The 19,803-nt window shown below is 40.2% G+C and carries 18 protein-coding genes, 1 tRNA gene, 1 other RNA gene and 1 pseudogene; 8 read left to right on the top strand and 13 right to left on the bottom strand.

Going from position 1 to position 19,803, the window contains the following annotated elements:
- Nucleotides 1-106 precede the first annotated feature (106 nt).
- Nucleotides 107-856: a trehalose operon repressor gene (gene treR / locus SCSH_RS09715; RefSeq protein WP_057491708.1), complete on the top strand. Its 750-nt coding sequence runs from the start codon at nt 107-109 to the stop codon at nt 854-856.
- Nucleotides 857-1,029: 173 nt separating this feature from the next.
- Here the strand turns inward: treR and dtd are convergent, their stop codons facing one another.
- The 5 genes from dtd to SCSH_RS09690 all read right to left on the bottom strand — a co-directional run bounded on the left by dtd (nt 1,030) and on the right by SCSH_RS09690 (nt 8,345).
- Complete coding sequence (gene dtd, locus SCSH_RS09710; RefSeq protein ID WP_057491707.1) at nt 1,030-1,473, bottom strand: D-aminoacyl-tRNA deacylase; 444 nt, start codon at nt 1,471-1,473, stop codon at nt 1,030-1,032.
- Nucleotides 1,474-1,595: 122 nt separating this feature from the next.
- On the bottom strand, nt 1,596-3,818 hold the full coding sequence (locus tag SCSH_RS09705; RefSeq protein ID WP_057491706.1) for a RelA/SpoT family protein: 2,223 nt from the start codon (nt 3,816-3,818) through the stop codon (nt 1,596-1,598).
- Between the two features lie 139 nt (nt 3,819-3,957).
- On the bottom strand, nt 3,958-4,791 hold the full coding sequence (locus SCSH_RS09700) for an endonuclease/exonuclease/phosphatase family protein (protein WP_057491705.1): 834 nt from the start codon (nt 4,789-4,791) through the stop codon (nt 3,958-3,960).
- A gap of 140 nt (nt 4,792-4,931) precedes the next feature.
- Nucleotides 4,932-7,121 carry a PTS transporter subunit IIBC gene (locus SCSH_RS09695; protein WP_057491704.1) on the bottom strand — a complete coding sequence of 730 codons (2,190 nt, stop codon included), beginning with the start codon at nt 7,119-7,121 and terminating at the stop codon, nt 4,932-4,934.
- Between the two features lie 210 nt (nt 7,122-7,331).
- Nucleotides 7,332-8,345, bottom strand: coding sequence for a LacI family DNA-binding transcriptional regulator (locus SCSH_RS09690; protein ID WP_057491703.1), 1,014 nt, complete (start codon nt 8,343-8,345; stop codon nt 7,332-7,334).
- Between the two features lie 331 nt (nt 8,346-8,676).
- On the opposite strand from SCSH_RS09690, the gene SCSH_RS09685 reads away from it, so the two are divergent.
- Entirely contained in the window at nt 8,677-9,444 is a 768-nt protein-coding gene (locus SCSH_RS09685; protein ID WP_057491702.1) for an epoxyqueuosine reductase QueH, read from the top strand.
- Nucleotides 9,445-9,495: 51 nt separating this feature from the next.
- Here SCSH_RS09685 and SCSH_RS09680 read toward each other — a convergent pair whose 3' ends face one another.
- From SCSH_RS09680 to SCSH_RS09670, 3 genes are all read right to left on the bottom strand, one after another.
- Nucleotides 9,496-10,239: a 16S rRNA (uracil(1498)-N(3))-methyltransferase gene (locus tag SCSH_RS09680; RefSeq protein WP_057491701.1), complete on the bottom strand. Its 744-nt coding sequence runs from the start codon at nt 10,237-10,239 to the stop codon at nt 9,496-9,498.
- Nucleotides 10,240-11,193 (bottom strand): 50S ribosomal protein L11 methyltransferase, encoded by a 954-nt coding sequence (prmA, locus tag SCSH_RS09675; protein ID WP_057491700.1) that lies wholly within the window; start codon nt 11,191-11,193, stop codon nt 10,240-10,242.
- Nucleotides 11,194-11,348: 155 nt separating this feature from the next.
- Entirely contained in the window at nt 11,349-11,819 is a 471-nt protein-coding gene (locus SCSH_RS09670; protein ID WP_057491699.1) for a DUF3013 family protein, read from the bottom strand.
- A gap of 209 nt (nt 11,820-12,028) precedes the next feature.
- Between SCSH_RS09670 and SCSH_RS09665 the strand changes: the two genes are divergently transcribed.
- The 4 genes from SCSH_RS09665 to SCSH_RS09655 all read left to right on the top strand — a co-directional run bounded on the left by SCSH_RS09665 (nt 12,029) and on the right by SCSH_RS09655 (nt 14,151).
- Complete coding sequence (locus tag SCSH_RS09665; RefSeq protein WP_057491698.1) at nt 12,029-12,520, top strand: GNAT family N-acetyltransferase; 492 nt, start codon at nt 12,029-12,031, stop codon at nt 12,518-12,520.
- Between the two features lie 30 nt (nt 12,521-12,550).
- Nucleotides 12,551-13,819, top strand: a complete 1,269-nt coding sequence (locus SCSH_RS09660) for a replication-associated recombination protein A (RefSeq protein WP_057491697.1) — start codon at nt 12,551-12,553, stop codon at nt 13,817-13,819.
- A 65-nt stretch (nt 13,820-13,884) separates the two neighbouring features.
- Nucleotides 13,885-14,079, top strand: a non-coding RNA gene (ssrS, locus tag SCSH_RS10980) — 6S RNA.
- Nucleotides 14,079-14,151: transfer RNA gene (locus SCSH_RS09655), tRNA-Lys, on the top strand. Before ssrS ends, SCSH_RS09655 begins: the two co-directional genes overlap by 1 nt.
- A gap of 84 nt (nt 14,152-14,235) precedes the next feature.
- Here the strand turns inward: SCSH_RS09655 and SCSH_RS09650 are convergent.
- The 3 genes and pseudogenes from SCSH_RS09650 to SCSH_RS09640 form a co-directional block, all read right to left on the bottom strand.
- Nucleotides 14,236-15,375, bottom strand: a pseudogene (locus tag SCSH_RS09650) (tyrosine-type recombinase/integrase).
- A gap of 1 nt (nt 15,376) precedes the next feature.
- The gene (locus tag SCSH_RS09645; protein ID WP_057491696.1) at nt 15,377-15,565 is read right to left on the bottom strand and encodes a DUF3173 domain-containing protein; all 189 of its coding nucleotides are present in this window, start codon (nt 15,563-15,565) and stop codon (nt 15,377-15,379) included.
- Nucleotides 15,566-15,575: 10 nt separating this feature from the next.
- Nucleotides 15,576-16,553 (bottom strand): replication initiation protein, encoded by a 978-nt coding sequence (locus SCSH_RS09640; RefSeq protein WP_057491695.1) that lies wholly within the window; start codon nt 16,551-16,553, stop codon nt 15,576-15,578.
- A 425-nt stretch (nt 16,554-16,978) separates the two neighbouring features.
- On the opposite strand from SCSH_RS09640, the gene SCSH_RS09635 reads away from it, so the two are divergent.
- A complete protein-coding gene (locus SCSH_RS09635) occupies nt 16,979-17,488 on the top strand; it encodes a helix-turn-helix domain-containing protein (RefSeq protein ID WP_057491694.1) in 510 nt (169 codons plus the stop codon).
- A gap of 203 nt (nt 17,489-17,691) precedes the next feature.
- On the opposite strand, the gene SCSH_RS09630 is transcribed toward SCSH_RS09635, so the two are convergent.
- Complete coding sequence (locus tag SCSH_RS09630) at nt 17,692-18,873, bottom strand: AIPR family protein (protein WP_057491693.1); 1,182 nt, start codon at nt 18,871-18,873, stop codon at nt 17,692-17,694.
- A 124-nt stretch (nt 18,874-18,997) separates the two neighbouring features.
- Between SCSH_RS09630 and SCSH_RS09625 the strand changes: the two genes are divergently transcribed.
- A complete protein-coding gene (locus tag SCSH_RS09625) occupies nt 18,998-19,276 on the top strand; it encodes a helix-turn-helix domain-containing protein (RefSeq protein WP_082581976.1) in 279 nt (92 codons plus the stop codon).
- Between the two features lie 246 nt (nt 19,277-19,522).
- Here SCSH_RS09625 and SCSH_RS11155 read toward each other — a convergent pair whose 3' ends face one another.
- A complete protein-coding gene (locus SCSH_RS11155) occupies nt 19,523-19,612 on the bottom strand; it encodes a type I toxin-antitoxin system Fst family toxin (protein WP_152972555.1) in 90 nt (29 codons plus the stop codon).
- Between the last annotated feature and the right edge of the window lie 191 nt (nt 19,613-19,803).

Here is a 19,803-nt window from a genome sequence, read left to right as displayed (position 1 = left end):
GGTGACAAATTTGTTGGCAAGTTGTTCATAGTAAAAAGTCCAATTTTTTGTTAAAATAAGGTAAGTTGTATGTCTTTTTTTAGACAAGTTAGGAGAAAAGCAGCAGATGAAGAAATATGAAATGATTTTTGAACAGCTTCAAAAAGATATTGCTGAAGGCAACTATCAGATAGGAGATTACCTTCCTACCGAAATGCAGCTCTGTCAGGATTATGCCAGCAGCCGCGATACTGTCAGAAAGGCTCTGCAGCTTTTGGTCAAATGCGGTCTTATTAAAACGCATCAGGGACGCGGCTCTCAAGTCATTAAACACGAACAGATTGACTTTCCCGTATCTCAGCTAACCAGCTATCAAGAATTAGTTCAGCAGCACCATATGAATTCTAAGACTAATGTTATTGCAATTGATAAGCTGATTATTGATGAGAAGCTTTCTAAGCTGACAGGTTTTACCCCGGGCGGCCTACTCTGGCGTGTCATCAGACAGCGTGTTGTAGATGGTATAGCCTCAGTCTTAGATATTGATTATCTGAGCAAGACACTTGTTCCTGAAATGACACGGGAGCTGGCAGAACAGTCTATCTATGACTACTTGGAACATCAGCTTAAATTGGACATTGCCTTTGCTCAGAAAGAAATTACGATTGATCAAATTAATGAACAGGATAAATTGCTTTTGGATATTGATTCCGAACACCATGTCGTCTCGGTCAAATCCAGAGTCTATCTGGCCAATAATCAGCAGTTTCAATTTACCGAAAGCCGCCACAAGCTTGAAAAATTCAAATTTATTGACTTTGCCAGACGCAAAAGAACAGCAGACAGTGACTTGTCCCTTCATCCTACAGATAACTAAGTCAAAACCAACGTAAAAAAGGAGAGTGGAACAGGCAGCTATGATTGCTGCCTGTTCCACTCTCCTTTGCCTTGGTATAAAGTCTGATAAACCTGACGGATAAACTGGCGAACTTCAGTCAACAGATAAAGAAGACAAATTCTTACCAGAAACGCTGGAATGGATATTTATATCTAAGTCTTTTTGCTATCTAAAATAATGGTCACCGGTCCGTCATTCACCAAAGACACCTGCATGTCAGCTCCGAACACACCAGTTTCCACCGGAACAAACTGAGCCAGCTTAGCATTAAAACGCTGATAAAAATCAGCAGCCATATCCGGCGAAGCAGCTTTGGTAAAGGCAGGCCGGTTGCCCTTTTTAGTATCAGCAAAAAGCGTAAACTGCGAAACAGAAAGAATAGAACCTTTAATATCCTGAATGGATAGATTCATCTTGCCTTCTGCATCAGAAAAAATTCGCATGTTAATAATTTTCCGGACGGCATAGTCCAAATCTTCTTGGGTGTCATCCGGTCCGACTCCAACCAATAACAGCAGCCCCGGCCCAATGGCTGCTTTTGTTTGGTTTTCGATAGCCACACTAGCTTTTAAAACACGCTGTAGAACGATTCTCACGGCAGGACTCCTTTACAAACAGTTTTGAAAATCACCTCTTTCAAATAGGGCCAGCATAGCCTGAGGACTTTTCGCAGCTGCTCGATGAGCCGCAGCCCTATGAAAGAGGTGTAAAAATAGTATCATCCGTTGGTTCTCTTGACAGAGTAGACATCCGGTATAATTTTGATTTTATCAACGACAGCCGTTAAAAGCGTTAGGTTAGGAATGCCAAAAGTTACGTGGATATTTGCAAATTTCATATCCTTAGTCGGCTGGGCATTGACCGTTGAGATATTCTTGGTCTGATTGGAGAGAATCTGCAGAACATCATTAAGAAGCCCTGAGCGGTTGAGCCCGTAAATGTCAATCTCAGCCATGTATTCTTTCATCGAATGTTCATCATCCCACTCAACATCAATCAAACGCTCTTCATAGCCCTCTTGACTCTTGATATTGTTGCAATCCGCGCGGTGAATAGCAACACCGCGGCCCTTAGTGACATAGCCTTCAATTGGATCTCCCGGTACAGGATTGCAGCACTTAGCAATCCGCATAAGGAGGTCTGAGGATCCTTGAATAATGACTCCGCCTTCACTTTTAACTTTGATGACGTCTTTCTTATTATCGTGCTTGACTTCGCCGCCCTTCATCAGCTCCTCAGCCTCTGCTTTGGCTTTGGCACGCTCTTCTTCACGGCGTTCTTTCTCAGTCAGTTTATTAAAAACATTGGCCGGTGAAATTTCCCCAAAACCGACAGCAGCGTAAAGAGCCTCTTCATTGCGGTAGTTAAGACGGCTTAAAACAGCTTCAATATGCTTTTTATCCAAATATTTATTGGCAACATAGCCGTGCTCTTGAAAATAATCAATCAGCAGGTCACGACCCTTGGTAATAGATAATTCCTTATCCTGATTTTTAAAGAACTGACGGATTTTATTGCGAGCCTTATTGGTCTTGACAATATTAATCCAGTCACGGCTGGGGCCAAAAGAATTTGAATTAGTGATAATTTCAACCACATCACCAGTTCTCAGCTTAGCTGTTAAAGGAACCATTCGGCCATTAACCTTGGCTCCGGTCGCCTTTTCTCCAACCTGAGTGTGAATGGCATAAGCAAAATCAATAGGTCCAGAATCCTTAGGCAGCTCTTGAACGGCACCATTCGGTGTAAAGACGTAAATGCGTTCAGCAAAAATATCTTCTTTGACAGAGTCCACAAAGTCTACTGCATTACCATTAGAAGCCGCCTGCAGTTCAACCAGTTCTTTAATCCAGTTCATGCCCAGAGTTGATTCTTGATTGCTGACCTTGCCTTTTATCCCCTTCTTATAAGCCCAGTGAGCAGCGACCCCATATTCAGCAACAGCGTGCATTTCATGTGTCCGAATTTGCACCTCGATTGGTCCCTTGGGACCATAGACAGTCGTGTGAATGGACTGGTAGCCATTAGCCTTAGGATTGGCAATATAGTCTTTAAAGCGGCCAGGCATAGGACGCCAAAGTTCGTGAATATAGCCCAGCATGGCATAGACATCGCTTTGCGTGTCTAAAATACAGCGAATGGCAATCAAATCATAGATCTGGTCAAAACGTTTTTTCTTATCGCGCATCTTGCGATAGATAGAATAGATATGCTTAGGACGGCCGTAAATATCACCATGCAGCCCCTGTTCTTCCGTATATGCTTTAATTTTATCGACAATATCACTGACCAGCGCTTCACGTTCGCGGCGCTTTTCATTCATCAAGTGGGAAATCTTGTAAAATTCAACCTCATTTAGATAGCGAAAGGCCAAATCTTCCAATTCCCATTTAATGCGGCTAATCCCCAAGCGGTGTGCCAAGGGTGCGTAAATCTCCATCGTTTCTCTGGAAATGCGCTCTTGTTTGTCTTTGCGCAGGTGTCTTAAAGTCCGCATATTGTGCAGACGATCGGCCAGCTTGACCAGAATAACCCGAATATCCTTGGACATGGCCATCAGCATTTTGCGGTGATTCTCAGCCAGCTGTTCTTCGTGTGATTTGTATTCGACTTTACCAAGCTTTGTCACCCCATCAACAATGTTTTTAACATCGCTGCCAAACTTGTTTTCTAAATTATCTAGGGTTGCTTCAGTATCTTCAATGACATCATGCAAAAAACCGCAGGAAACCGTGATAGCGTCCAGATGTAAATCCGCTAAAATCCCTGCAACCTGAATAGGATGAATAATGTAGGGCTCTCCCGACTTACGAAATTGGCCGTTATGGCATTCTACTGCGTAGTCTAAAGCTTTTTGAACAAGGACAACATCTGCCTCATTCATATAAGCAGAGCATATATCAATAACTTCCTGACCTGTTAAATTTGCATCTTTTGCCATGTTTTTCCTCTCTAAAAATATCTTATTCTTATTCTAACACTTTAAGACCAAAAGAAAAAGAAGATTGTCGCTTTCAAGATCAATCTTCCTTCTTATTTATATACAACAATTGCAATTTGTTTTGCATGCCATAGAGGAATCACTGCTCCTCAACAGCCTCGTCTAGATAGGCCTCACAGGCCAGGCCGCAATGATCACTGATCGAAGGGGACTGCTCCCCATCAAAAACGACTGCTGATTTTTCAATTCGCCATTCGGGACTCAGAAAAATATGGTCAACCTTAAGAGCCTCTTGATTGTTCTGCCAGCCATCAATCTCTTTTTGGATAGTTGCCGAACCATAAATATCCTTAGCTGCTTTATGACTATCCTTAAGCTGAAGTCGGCTGTTTACAATCAGACTATAACCGGCTTCATCTGTCGGATTGTTGAAATCACCCATGAGCAGCAGAGGACAGTCTAGGGCTGATAAAGATTTTTCCAGCTTTTCCCATTCTTCTTCAAATCCCTTATTCCACCAAGACAAGTGAACACTGGCAACAGCCACTGTTTTCCCTTCAAAGGCAGTCCTTGCCAAAAGCACCCGTCTGGTATGGTAATCCCTTTCATCATCTGTCTGGGATACCAAAACAGCTTGGCTGTCAAGCGGCGCTTTGGACAAAACAGCAACTCCTTCCTGAAAACGCCCATAACCAATATGATTATAAACCCAAGACCAATAATAGGTCTCTCCTTGTGCCAGTAATAGTTTAATCAGCTGTAAAGCATAATTATCCTCATGAATAGTAGGTGTTCCTATAGTCTGACAGTAATTAGGAAGATCTTTAGCTGGACTTGAAGTCAGAAGCTGATTGACTTCCTGCAGACAGATAATATCGAAGCGCTCTTTTAGGATGGCCTGCGCTAAAAGCTCTAGTTTTTCCTGAGCCTTCTCTTCCATCCAGCTATGGGTATTGATGGTCAGTATTTTCATTTTGATCCTCCTTTAATACAAAAGATGAAGCAAACAGTTGCAATCACAGCCAATGTAGCTAATCCATTTTATGGCTGTCAATAGAAAAAGAGGCAAGAGGCCCTTTTGGACAAATTGACCTCTTTTCCTCCTTCGATTCTTTAAAGTTCTACTTTAGCAACCACTGTTTTAGCCGCTTGGTGTCCTGTTTTCTCAAGATTAACCGTTTTGACTTCTGCCGTATTGGTGAAGGCAACGATAACTGTTGTTTCGCGGTCAGCAGATTTAATCGCCTCTAAATCAGCAACTAAGAGCAGATCTCCTCTTTCTACGCGCTGACCGTCTTTTACTTTAGCTGAGAAAGGTGCTCCGCTGAGGGCCACCGTATCTAAGCCCACGTGAATGAGAACTTCGAGTCCTTGGTCAGTCAGCAGTCCTAATGCGTGCTTGGTTGGAAAGACACTAGTTACCAAGCCAGATACTGGTGCATAGATATTGCCGTTTTCAGGTTCAACTGCAAAACCATCTCCCATCATCTTTTGTGAAAAGACTGGGTCGTGAACTTCCGTAATTGGTATGACTTCCCCGTCAGAAACAGTCGCCACCTCTTCTGTGACACCTTTAAAGACTGCCTCTTCTGTCTCTTCTTCTTCCAAAGCAGCAAGATCAGTTTTAGGAATTTCTACTCCTGAATCCAGCAAGTCCTGAATATCAGATTTCAAAACATCAGCCTTAGGACCGTAAACAGCCTGAACACCATTGCCCTTGACAATCAGTCCCATAGCTCCTGCCTTTTTCCAAGCAGCTTCATCGCCTACTTTAGCAATATCTGCTACTGTAACACGCAGACGGGTCATGCAGGCATCAACATCAGAGATATTTGCCTTACCACCTAAGAGATTGATAATTTTGACAACCTGCGAATTAGCATCCGCTGTCCCTGTACTGCCAGCTGAAGCCTCATCTTCAGACACATCGTCACTTGTGTCATAATTACCATTGCGTCCTGAAGTCGCCAAATTAAACTTCTTAATCATAAAGTTAGCAATAAAGTACATGGCAACCCCAAAGACAATAGATACGATAATAAAGTTAACGATATCCATTGCTAAACCAGCTTTAATAGCCATTGGTGTCCTGGTCAAAAACTCAATATTACCAAAGGAATGCATACGAAGGTGAACTAAATCAGCTGATGCGAAGGCCAAACCTTGAACCAGAGCATAAACAAGATAAAGTGGCATAGCAGCAAACATGAACATGTATTCAAGCGGTTCTGTTACCCCTGTCAAGAATACGGCAACAGCAGCTGAAAGGAACATCCCTTTGTATTTTTCTTTTTTATCTGGGTCAACATTGCGGTACATAGCAAGAGTAAGTCCCATAAGAATACCTGAAGCACCAATCATCTGACCGACTTTGAAACGAGCAGGTGTTACACTTGTTAATAGGTGATGGTATTGAGACATATGACCTGCACCTTTAAGATGGATAAGGTCTTGTACCCAAGCCAGCCAAAGTGGATCTTGTCCAAGCACATGTTTTCCTACTTGCGCCCCTGTCAAGACAACATATGTACCACCCAGCTGTGTATAGTTCATTGGAATGGTCAGCATATGGTGCAAACCAAATGGTAAAAGTAAACGTTCCAAAGTACCATAGAGGAATGGCGCCAAGAATGGTGCTGTATCTTGAGAAGAAGCAATCCACATACCAAACCCATTAATACCAGATTGAATAACCGGCCAAAAAACCGATAAAATAAGCGCTACAATTGTAGAGCGAACAATAACAACAAATGGCACAAAACGTTTTCCGTTAAAGAAGGACAAAACGTCAGGCAGTTTGCGGAAATTGTAGTATTTATTATAGGCAGTCGCGCCGACAAAACCAGAAATAATCCCGACAAAAACACCCATGTTCAAGGCAGGCTGGCCGAGGACATTGATAAAGTAGTCAGACACGTGCATTTTCCCGCCAAAGATATTGTGAACATAGCTGGCCTTATCAGCAATCATATCCAAGGAAACCCCGTAGAAATTCCCTGTGATAAGGTTGATTAAAATAAAGGCAATGGCTGCTGCGAAGGCACCGCCAGCACGTTCTTTTGCCCAACTTCCCCCGATAGCAATAGCAAATAAAATATGAAGATTATTGATAACCCCCCAACCAATTTGTGCAACAATATTAGCAACTGTCACCAGAATTGTTGATTTGGGATCAATCAAAGCCAAGGAGTTACCAATTGAAACCATTAAGCCTGCAGCAGGCATAACAGCGATAACCACCATTAAACATTTCCCAAACTTTTGCCAAAATTCAAAGCTAAAGAGCTGTTTATAATTTTTCATTTTTACCTCCTAAACAAACATTACACTTTTATGCAAACGTTTGCAAATGACATTATCTATTATAACACTAAATATTTTTTTGTAAAGTCCTTTTTCAAAATTAAATAAAAAAATGAGCCATCCGGCTCTGTCAAATGCTCGACTAAGCCAAATGTGCTCTAGCTTTCTGTTGATTACAAATCATCACAGGCTAAGATTTTTAGGACAAAACTATTTTTTTGAAGGAAGCTGTGTTGAGGCTCTTTCAATAATCCGATGGGGGATTGTCAGAGAATTTTCTTTTCCTGCTTTTCCCAAAATCAGCTCAGCAGCCTTACTTCCCAGCTGATAAGGAAAAATTTCAATAGAGGTCAAGGCTGGAGCAGCCACCTCACTAATAATAGAGTTGTTAAAACTAATAATAGCAAACTCATCGTTAGCACGCCCTAGTTTTTTAAAAAGACGCTGCAATCGGATAGCCATAATATCATCACAGGCGACAAAGGCCTCTAGGCGAGGATTCTCCTCTAAAAAAGCAGTCAAAGCAACCATATTGGCAGCATCGTCAACCCTAGACAGCTGCAGTCTTTTGGTCATCTGCCCCTCTTCCTTCATAACATTAGCATAGCCCATATAGCGGCTGGCCTGCACCAATTCATCCATGTTTGTATAAGCATAGGCAATCCCTTGCAGACCCTTATCGGCAAGAAACTGAGCCGCATCTTGACCTGCTAGAGTATTGTCATTGTCCACAAATTGGATCCCCTCTTGAGTTGCATTATAAGATTCGCCTACAACCACACAGGACACCCCAGCCTGCTGTACAAATTGAAAAACCCTGTCATTGACTTTTGAATAAAGAAAAATAAATTTAGAGAGGTTGCCACTGCGAATCAGGGTTTCTATATTAGCAATCAGTTCGTCCTCGGTACGGCCTGTTGCCAAACTAACCATATAATGATTATCTGTGCAGACTCCCGATATTCCCTGGATAATCTGCATAAACAGCGGATTATTGCCCAGCGATTCCTGACTTTCCCGCACAGGCAAGACAATACCAATTGTATTGGAGCGCCTCTTCACCAAATTTTGAGCTGAGTAATTAGGGGAATAGTTCAGCTCTTTCATTGCCTGACGTACCCGCTCCTTGGTTGCCTCGCTAATCATACTACTATCGTGCATAGCACGTGAAGCAGTCGACGTTGACACTCCAGCTAATTTCGCAACATCCTTAATCGTTACCATATCTCTCACATCTTTTCCATTCTACGCACCGTTTTCTTCGACTGAATTAGCTCAACAAACTGATTTATCTCATCAGAGAACAGTTCCCTTACAAGCTTACCCTAACATCTCTGTCATCAGACAAACTTCACCACCATAAAAGAGCTAGCTATTCAACCAAGGTGACATTTCCATTAATTTTAGCATAGACATTTTCTAGAAGACTGTCAACTTAAAAACATAGAAAATACCTAGTTTTCTCAGAAACTGTCCGCTCACCACTCAAAATTCAGCGTGCCATTTCAGCCTTTCTATGATAGACTAGAAATAGTAACAACAGAAAGGCTTTCTCATGATTAACGTTGAAGAGATTCTCTCACGCATGAATCCCAATCAAAAGATCAACTACGATAAGGTCATGCAGCAAATGGTCAAAAAGTGGCAGGCAGAAAATACACGTCCCAGTGTTCTCATGCATGTTTGCTGCGCACCTTGCAGCACCTACACCTTAGAGTACATCACCCAGTTTTGTGATGTGACCATCTATTTTGCCAATTCTAATATTCATCCCAAAGCGGAATATGAGCGCCGCAGCTATGTCACACAGAAATTTGTCCACGACTTCAATGAAAATACCGGGCAAAATGTGCAATTCTTAGCAGCCCCCTATGAACCTAATGATTTTTTCCGAAAAGTACACGGTCTTGAGGATGAGCCAGAAGGCGGCGACCGTTGCAAGGTCTGCTACGACTACCGCCTCGATAAAACCGCACAGAAAGCAGTTGACCTAGGCTTTGACTATTTCGGCAGTGCCTTGACCATCAGTCCCCACAAAAACTCCCAAACCATCAATGCCGTTGGTCTGGAAGTTCAAAAAATCTACGATACGCAGTATTTGCCAAGTGATTTCAAGAAAAATCAAGGTTACAAACGTTCTGTTGAAATGTGCGCCGAATATGACATCTATCGCCAATGCTACTGCGGCTGTGTCTTTGGTGCCCAAGCTCAAGGAATCGACCTCGTTCAAATCAAAAAAGATGCCAAAGCCTTTATGGCAGGCAAGGACATCGAACGTGACTACTCCCATATCCGCTTTCATTTTAATGGCAAGGAAATTTAAACAGAATAAAATATCAAAAAGACAGGTCTCACACAACCTGTCTTTTACTGTTTATCTTGACATCTCCAAGGCAAAGCTCACTGCACTAAGTGCATAAAGCGGGGCAGTTTCTGTCCGCATGATGCGGGGACCAAGACCCACTTTGATGCCACCAGCTTGTTCAAAAATCTCAACTTCTTTAGGTGAAATGCCACCCTCTGGTCCGAAGATGAAGAGAATCTTATCACCAGTTTTCACCGTTGCCAATTCACGCGCCAGATCAGCCATTTCCCCTGCCTTAGCCGTTTCTTCATAGGCAATGAAAATCTTGTCAAAAGCTTCTAGCTGTGCTAGAAACTCCGCTTTTTTCTCAAATAAAATGACTTCCGGCACCCGATTGCGTTTGGATTGTTCTGCTGCACCGCGAGCGATTTTAGCTAATTTTTCTTCTTTCTTAGCCAGCTTTTTGCCGTCCCATTTGACAACTGACCAATCGGCTGGGAAGGCCCAGATGGCACTGGCACCAAGTTCTGTCGCTTTCTGAGTCACCAAGTCAAGCTTGTCACCTTTTGGAAAACCTGATGCGATGGTTACTTGGACTGGCATTTCCACATTGTCTGCCAGCTCTTCGACAAGTTCAAATTGATGAGCTACGCTATCAGCTACTTTGGCCAAGTGTTTCACCCCATCATCGAAGACCAAAACTACCTTATCACCTTCAGCCAAGCGCATGACTTGAAACATGTGCTTGATTGTTTCTTTATCAGTAATGGTCACCAGCTTTTCTGCTTTGCCATTTACAAAATACTGCTGCATCTAGCCTCCAATCACACCTGAAATATCATCTGTTTTCTTGAAAATTAAAGCATTCCATTCGCCCTGTATCATCTGAGTTTCAAGGAAAAAACCGGCACTGTAGGCACTCTCCAACACCATATCCAACTTATCTGCGATAATACCGGACATAATGAGGTAACCTTCATCTTTAACTAAACGGTAAGCATCATCGGTCAGATGAATCAGAATATCTGCCAAAATATTTGCCACAATGACATCCGCCTCTTGGGTCACGCCTTTGAGCAAATCGCCTGTGGCCACATGGATATTGTCCGTTCCTGCATTGAGATCAATATTTTCCTGAGCCACGCGCACCGCCACATCATCGAGGTCATAAGCGTAAATCTCTTTAGCACCAAGCAAAGAACTCGCAATCGAAAGTACTCCTGACCCTGTACCCACATCAATGACTGTCTCACCACCGCGCAGAACTTGTTCCAAAGCAAATAAGCTCATTTTGGTTGTTGGGTGCGTCCCTGTCCCAAAAGCCATTCCTGGGTCTAGCCTGATGATTTTCTCCCCAGCTGTTGCCTCATAATCCGTCCAAGACGGTACGATGGTCAAATCATGGGTAATGCGGGCAGGCTCATAGTATTTTTTCCAGTTTTCTGCCCAGTCTTCCTCGGCTAGTTCCTGACTAGAGACCTCCACCTTCCCTGTCTCCAGACCAAAATCGCTCAATTCTGCCAAGCGTTCATTGACCTGCGCGGTAATGACAGACATATCAGCAGATTCAGGATAATAGGCAGTAATTTTGACCGTTTCAACCTGCTCAACCTCCGGAAAAAGCTCCCCATATTTGCCAACGCCGCCAAGGTAGTCTGCACTGTCATCAATCGCAACCCCTTGGCTGCCGCATTCGATTAAAATATTAGAGGCTGCCTCTTCTGCCTCACGATTCACGTGAATCGTTAATTCTTTCCAGTTGGTCATAATTTAAGATACCAAGCCCGTAAAACACAAAGTCAAAATAGGAAAGTCTCCGACCATGCTTGCATCTAGGAGAGCTTTATCTTTTTGACACAGTGTTTAGGGCGGGTTCAGTTAGACCTGCTAACCAAACTTCCTTTCTTTTAATTTTTCCTTGTCTAATACCTCGGATAAGAGTAAAATTCCCTTTCTTTGAGCTCTGCTCTGCCATTTTCAAAAGCTTCAGCATCCCACGAAATAGCAAATTCTTCTGCCTCATCATCTGCCAGAAAATCCATCAAATCACTCAAGCCCTCTGAAGCAGTTTCATTTAAAAATTGGGCAAAATAGGCTAAGAATTCGCGCGATAAGCCCTTCTTGGGCTCATAGGGAATGCTCACCAAGTAATCGTCCGCATCAAACTGCGATTTTTGAGGATTGTAGAAAAGCACATAATCCTCAAAAACAATATCTTCGCTGGAAGCCTCGCCTTTGTCGTCAATAGTTTCCACGCTGTCAGCGTTCTGCGCCTCCAAAATAAAGGTGACCTCTACTGCATGATTTCTCTTTTGCCAATCCATAGCAAAGTCAAAATCCAAATGTTTGTCTAATTCTTCTTCCAGCACTGATAAAAAGCCGTATTTCGCCATCAGTTTCTCCATTTAATGTCGTTTTCTTCCATTATAACATATAAGATTTTCATAAGAGCTTTAAGAACAAACTTTTGCACCGACAACAAATTCGATAAACCATTAGCAGCAAACAGTTTGTAAGCTCAAACATCCCTACTCTTTTCGTCCTGCAAAACATCTTTTTAACAAAATGTGTTACAATAGTGCTAAAAAGCTGAGGTGCCAACATGCTGATTAAACCTATGGAATTAATGGAACTTGACCAAGTTATTGCACTGGAAAATGCGGTTTGGTCGAGCCAAAATACACCTGTTTCCTTGCCTGTTGCTAGCAAAGATAAACTGATTAAAAGTTTTGAAAACGGCAGGCATTTCTTAGTGGCTAAAGAAAAGGAGCGCATTCTGGCTGTCCTTGATTACGGCCCGCTCTACCCCTTTCCAAGCGGCAGCCATGTTGTTACCTTTGGTATCGCAGTTGATAGCAACCAGCGCAGAAAAGGTATTGGCAAAAAACTGATTCAGGCCTTTCTAGACACTGTAAAAAATGATTATCAAATCGTTCTCATTCATGTCCTGTCTACTAATTACCCTGCTATCGCTTTTTATGAAAGCTTGGGCTTTTGCTTAGAGGCTCGTTTAAAGCGGCAATTCTTTCTTCGCGGTCAGTATGTCGACGATCTTATTTTTAGTTTTGACCTGAAAGAATACCCTGCAGCCTAACTGCTGCAAAAAACCAAAGAAAGGAAATTCATGATTAATAATCTAGCTTTGCGCATGCGTCCGCGGGACATTTCTGAAGTCATCGGGCAGCAGCATTTGGTCGGTGAAGGGAAAATCATTTCACGCATGGTCGCAGCCAATCGCCTGTCATCCATGATTCTTTACGGACCGCCCGGCATCGGCAAGACATCTATCGCTGCTGCTATTGCCGGAACCACAAAATATGCTTTTCGTACATTTAACGCGACGACAGATAGCAAAAAACGCCTGCAGGAAATTGCCGAAGAGGCTAAATTCTCAGGCGGTTTGGTGCTTCTTTTGGATGAAATCCATCGTCTGGACAAAACGAAACAGGACTTTTTGTTGCCGCTTTTAGAAAATGGCCAAATCATCATGATTGGCGCAACAACTGAGAATCCTTTCTTTTCAGTGACACCGGCCATCAGAAGCCGAGTTCAGATTTTCGAGCTGGAGCCACTGGCCGCTGACGATATCAAACAAGCTCTCAAATTCGCCCTTGCTGACAAAGAACGGGGCTTTGATTTTGAGATAAAACTGGATGAGGACGCCCTTGATTTTATTTCTCTGGCAACCAACGGCGATTTGCGTTCGGCTTATAACTCATTTGACTTAGCTGTCATGTCCACCCAGCCGGATGACAGCGGCTTGCGCCATATCACCTTAGATACTGTAGAAAACAGTCTGCAGCGCAGCTATATCACCATGGACAAGGATGGAGACGGTCATTATGATGTCCTGTCTGCCCTGCAAAAATCCATTCGCGGTTCAGATGTCAATGCCAGCCTGCACTATGCAGCCAGACTGATTGAGGCAGGAGATCTGCCCAGCTTAGCCAGACGGCTGATTGTCATTGCTTACGAGGATATCGGACTGGCTAATCCCGATGCCCAAATTCATACCGTAACAGCACTTGAAGCTGCCAAACAAATTGGCTTTCCTGAGGCCAGAATTCTAATTGCCAATGTCGTGATTGATCTGGCTTTGTCTCCCAAGTCCAACTCTGCCTATGAAGCTATTGATGCGGCTCTGGCTGACCTTAGGCAAAATGGAAACCTCCCCATCCCCCGCCATCTGCGTGACGGACATTACGCAGGTAGCAAGGAACTGGGCAATGCTCAAGGTTATAAATACCCGCATGCCTATCCTGAAAAATGGGTCAAACAGCAATATCTCCCCGATAAAATCAAAGGAGCTGACTATTTCACAGCCAATCAAACCGGTAAATATGAGCGAGCCCTCGGAGCCAATAAGGATAAAATTGATGAGCTGCTAAAGTAAGGTAGACGTAAAAAAGTAAATTTTTAGCTTGAAATTTTTGAACATTATGGTATCATAATTAAAGAAGATTGCTGTGGCATACGAATTCACATCCAAGTGTTGACCGACTATTTTTTTGTATTATCGGGAAACAGAAGTCATTCTCCAGTATGCAGGCCGTTCCACGCGGAAGCAACTAAAGGAGAAGCGAGTTGCCCACCTGCTTTAAGTGTGCGGGTTCAATACAAAACGTGAATCATCGGTGCCAATACAGCATTTTGCCTCCTTAGCTCAGTTGGTAGAGCAGTGGACTCTTAATCCATGGGTCACAGGTTCGAGCCCTGTAGGGGGCATCTAATTTCAACAGTAAAAGCCTTGGTTTCAAGGCTTTTTTGCTTGTTTAAATGTGGTTTGTCCCACCATTTGTCCCACATCTTTTAAGATCTTTCTTTCCAGATATATTTTATGTTATTAAATTCCTCATAAATCTTTTCTTCTAGGGTATGCCCATATACTTCTACTAACATTGAAATATCTTTATGACCTAGTATCTTCGCAATTACACCTAAATCAAATCCTTTATGCCAAAGATAGCTACCATATGTATGTCGTGCACCTTTAGTCGTGATTATCGGATAGATATCCAGTTTATTCAAGATTACGTTTAAAGCTTTGTTTACACTAGCAATATCAGGAACTGAATGGATATATCCAAAATGCTGAAAAATCATTTTGGAATGATTTCTTATTCCTAGTTCTTTATTAGCTTTTTCTTGTTGTGTATGTAGAAGTTGTAAGACTTTTATACATTCCTCGTCTATTGGGACTATCCGAATAGATGTTTTATTTTTGGGTGGAACAAACTTATGAGAAAGTGTATTAAACCTTCTATATGTTTTTAAAAATCCTTTCTCAAAGTCTACTTCGTCCCAAGTTAGGGCAATTAATTCTCCAAATCTCATACCCGTCTTTAGAAGAAAATAGATAATATAAGGAACGATTGATTTTTGATAATTAAATTTTTCTTTTACTGCATTTATAAGGTCAAGATAATCTTTTTCTGTATGTAAATACTTATCTTCGACTGATTGTTGTTTTTGGGATGAAAACAACTCAACATGTTGAGTGAAATCATCTACCAAGATTTTGTCTGCGATAGCCATTTGTAAGCTTTGATGGATACTTGTATTTAACCTTCCTAAGAAGTTTCGACTAACTGTCTTTCCATAGCTATTCATAATTCTTTGATATTCGCTAGCACGAATTTGTGTGATTTTTTTGTCTCCAAATAATTTAATAATAGTCTTTTTTCAAAGAAGATATTTTTTCTTTGTTTCTTCTGATCTATTACTAGGTAATATCTTTAGATCAATCCATTCTTGGTAAAGTTCTGCAAGAGAAATATCTTTCGAAATTCGTTTTCCACAACGGAGTTCTTGAAGGATTGGCTCAGCCTCAGTTTCAGCTAACTTTTTGGTCTTAAAACCACTGTTATAAGCTATAGTTTTTCCTGCATGGCGGATTTCGTAAGCCCAAAGCCCTTTATTTCCACGCTTTCGATAACGAATATTTGCCATATTATGCTACCTCTGTTCCTAGAATTTCGTTTACAATACTCTTGGGAACAACCATAAGACGCTTACGATTATAAAATGTATATCCTCGGGATACAAGTAATTCCCTAGCTTGATGAATAATGTCATTTGCTGTGTGAGGGCGATAGCCCATTTCAATTAATTCTTTATTACTAATCAAATTGTTATGCATTCTCATCCTCCTATTGATCTTCTAAAAACAGAAACTCACCTACCAACAGTTTCAACTCTGCATTTAATTTAGGAATATTCTGTATTAACACTTCTTTTAGTTCTTCGGCAAATTGGTTAGTTTCTTTTCTCAACAGTTTACGGGTCCTAGCTTTTTTCTTTTTGATACTGTCTAATTTTAAATTTGGAAAAGCCAACGTTAATAGTTCAGGGTTGTTGAGAAAGATAATTGTAAAAGCTCTTTGGTTCATTTGAATATGATCTAACTGGTAAAATCCGAAATTATTAAGTCGATTCATAATATCTTGGACCATCACCTCACCAATCGCTTTCGTTCTGAGTTGAAACTCTAATCTCCACCAAAACGGTTTATCGTCTAAATCTAGCTTTTCTTGGCGCCTGTGAGCAATGATTTCTTTATTCTTATCATATAACCTAACCTGTACATTACTACCGCTAGAACCCCAGTATTTCGTCTCTAATTCGCCCCCTCGACCATAGAATATTTTATGTGTTACACCCCCTTTAATATGTTGTAAATTAACAATTTCAGGTCTGTTGAAGATATCGAAAGCCAAATCAAAACGAGATAAACGTACCGTCAATGAATTCAATCTAGCGAAGTACATTAATTGTCTCCATATTTTCATTCCATTAAATTCCTTTAAGGTATTAGGATTGAAGTCAAGCCGAATCAGTTGTTCATTCCCATAAACTGCTAACTGAAAGAACACAACGGTGATTGACCCATTTTTATCAAAGTCTTTGACTAAAGAGAAGTTGTCATCTCGGATATTATCGTGGATATCAAACGAATCAATTTTTGAAGCCATTACTCGTTTCAGATTTTTGAAAATCCGCCTTAGAGATCCAGATTCCGTATCCCAGATAACCGTTAATCTATCAATACTGACATCTACCCCTTGTACCAATTCTTTGAAATTAGATTTTTCTTGAATGGTTCTCAAATCTTGTATAGAAACCATCAATATTGTCCCCCTTTCTTTTAGAGTTTTTAGACCTCAGAAACACCGTCAAATCAACGTTTGCCAGTCTCGCCGCTCTTTGGACGTTGTCCTAAGTGTCCCTTTTTGCTGGCTGTTAGAATAGCCAGCTGTTGATTCGCTAGAAATTTTCAGGACGGCAGTCTTCGGAACTTCGCCTGACTTGGCGTCAGGCTCGTTCCTAGACTTTGTCCAAACAATTTCTAGCCTCAAGCTTTCTAATAGATAGTACTTTGAGTTCTCTTTTGAACGTGTTCCATATGTACTATTCTAAAAATAGCTTTTTATTTATAACTTATTTATAAGTTATAAATACATTTTATAAAATTTATAATACATAGTCAATATTAAACTTGATTTATAAGTTTATACCTGATAAACTAAGTTTAAAATATGACGAGGAGTTTTATATGACTTTTATAATCCAAAACTTTGGACCTAATTTAGCTCGACTACGTACAGAAAAGGGAATAAGTCAAACACAGTTAGCCGATGATCTAGGTATTGGTAAGCAATCTATTTCTGACTATGAAAAACAAAAAAGCTATCCTACCTTTGCAAATTTAGATAAGATAGCAGAATATTTTAATGCAACTCCGACGCAACTTTTTGGAACTAGTAAGGAAATTGAATTAGAAAAGAGTGTTCTTGAGTCAGAGGAGTACACGAATAAAATAGGTGAAATTTTAAAAGGTGTAAAAGATATTGAACGCTTCTTACATTCCAATGAGCCCCTAATAGAAGATTTACTCTATCTAACACGAGGGAAACAACTTTATATGGAAGATGGTTCAGAGCTGTATATTGATCCCTCTTCTCCTACAGGAACATTACATAACCAATATGAGCCGGGGTTTGTTCCAGCTAGAGAAAAATCTCCGTTAGAACTTTTAATTGAGAATAAAGATTTATTAGATTAACGAAAAAATTTAAGTGGTACTTTGTTTATAAATAGACAGAAAATATCTAGATAATTTTTTCTCTAGTATGCAAACTAAAGGTATTCGTTCTAGGTTGACTTGTTTTCTGTCGTAAATGTTTTTTTAATCAAAACAAATATTCCTGATTTTAGTTTACTAAAGTCAGGAATATTTTTGTTATGGATCACCAGTGGGATCGGTGATTATTGATTATTTTGCAATTGTTCTATTAATTTGTCTTTCATGACACTATCAACGATTCGATAATTGGATTGCCAAAGTGTTTTCATCTTTCCAACAGTCTGTGGATTTGTATCTGTTTCAAAAGTATTTTGAACAAGTCGAACACCACTTGCCTCCCAAATTTCTAATGGATCAAATAGCCAATATAACTCGCCATTTTTATTTTCTCGCAATAAGGCTCTGAAAGCACCAAATATTGGTAATAGAAATCCAGCTGAGATGTCATATGGAATTTCACTATGTGTGAAATCAGAATAAAATGTCATTTGATTATCTTGACTAGAAGTTACTCCTCTAACTCTACCAAAAGATCCTTTGGAGCCGTTTTCAGCTTTGAAAGCATTATACTTCTTCGGCATTTCTTTTTGAATTGTTTCATATAATTCTACAAGTTTAGGTAATTGAGGTGCTAATTTAACATAAATATTGTCATCTGTCTCAAGCTCTTTACGAAAATCTTTAAAAACGCTAGCTTTAGCTGAATATGCAGGTGTAGGGGCAGAAGAATCATCGGGGTAACGCTTAATATTAAAGGTGAACATTAACTTCAATAGTTCAACAACTGGTATTGATTTGTTGTCGTTATCTTTATAAGCAATGTTATCTTTATAAGGCTGATTTTCTACTGCTTTTTTTAAGAAATCAAATTTATCATCTAATTCAAAAAGCGCAATATCACTAACTTGAGCAGATGTGTTTCTTGCATCAGCTAATGCAGTTACATTTAATTCTTCCCCTACAACAATTTCTAAGCGCACAAACTTGTCAACTTCCGGGCTCAAACTATCTCTATGTTCAATAATAGCAGTGTAAGTATGCCCGCCATCTAGTATACCGTACCTTGAAGTGTCATCGGCAAAATCAATGGTAACTTCACCTGAACTAGTATTGTACTTTACTGATTTAGCTGTGACAACGATTCCTCGGTTGTTTATGTCAAAATTAACATTATCATTTGCTTTTACAGCTGAAATTAATTGTCTAGCAACAGATGTATTCATCTTAGGTTTTCTAGGATTGACTTCTAAAGACAAACCAGCTGGAAGATCTCTAAAATTAACTAGAACCATGTAGGTAGTTATTTTAGGGTCAGAAGGGGAGGTAATAGTACGAATGGCTTTTGCTTTAAATGTAGTTGTCATTTGACAACCTCCTTTTTTATTATTAGTTGAAGACTTTTGTCCTAACTACTTACATTATAATTGATTCTTTGAGATAAAAAAAGAAACCAAGGTACCTTATTTTATAATATGTTAAAATTAACATATGACTAAAAGGAAAAAATTTGATAGAAAACTAGCTATAATAGGTGATATTTTAAGAAGTAAGAGATTAGAATTATCTTTGGAAAAGAGATCACGAGAATTTTTTTTAGAGGATAGAATTTCTAAGGGGCTTCTAGAAGAATCATCTATATCTATTGAAACTCTTAAAAATATTGAAAATGGAAAAACAATGCCTACACTCTCCACTCTGAAAGTTTTATCAGTTGCTCTAGAAGTAGATTTCCATGAACTTATTGACAAAATTTATGAATATATTTAATTCTATTCTTGTCCCATGTTTGTCCCACTTTGAAATAATTATACTCAAGGTAACCATAATTGTTTTTTTATATCCTCTATATTTCAACATTTTTGCTTATTTTTTCTATTTACATTGTCTCAAAATGCATGTAGGGGGTATAGGAATTATTCATTTAAAAGTCCGTCATATCGGACTTTTCTTTGTGTCTTTTTGCCCAGCCTCTTTTTTACACAGCTGCAAATACTGCGTCTGAGCTAGCGGCACTTAATCGTCATCTTTCCTATCTTGCCATTTGGAAAATAGTGCCAGCACTGCCCCGACCACAATCGGTGCGACGATTAAAACAATGATAATTAAAAACGGCTAAATCCTTTTTAGTCGTTTCAGACCGAAGACAAACTTCTTTTTGGGAGTTTGTCTTTTTTGGTGTCTCTTATCTTTGAGATGAAAAATGGGTAAAAAAGCTGAAGCTGTCCAAAATAAAAAGGCCTTCCTGCCATCATTTTTACCAGTTTTTTGAGATTTAAACACGCTAAAATCAGTCC

The organism is Streptococcus orisasini, assembly GCF_001431045.1.
Lineage (GTDB): Bacteria > Bacillota > Bacilli > Lactobacillales > Streptococcaceae > Streptococcus > Streptococcus orisasini.
The sequence above is the reverse complement of the archived record's forward strand: the minus strand, read 5'-3'. Positions and strand labels throughout refer to the sequence as shown.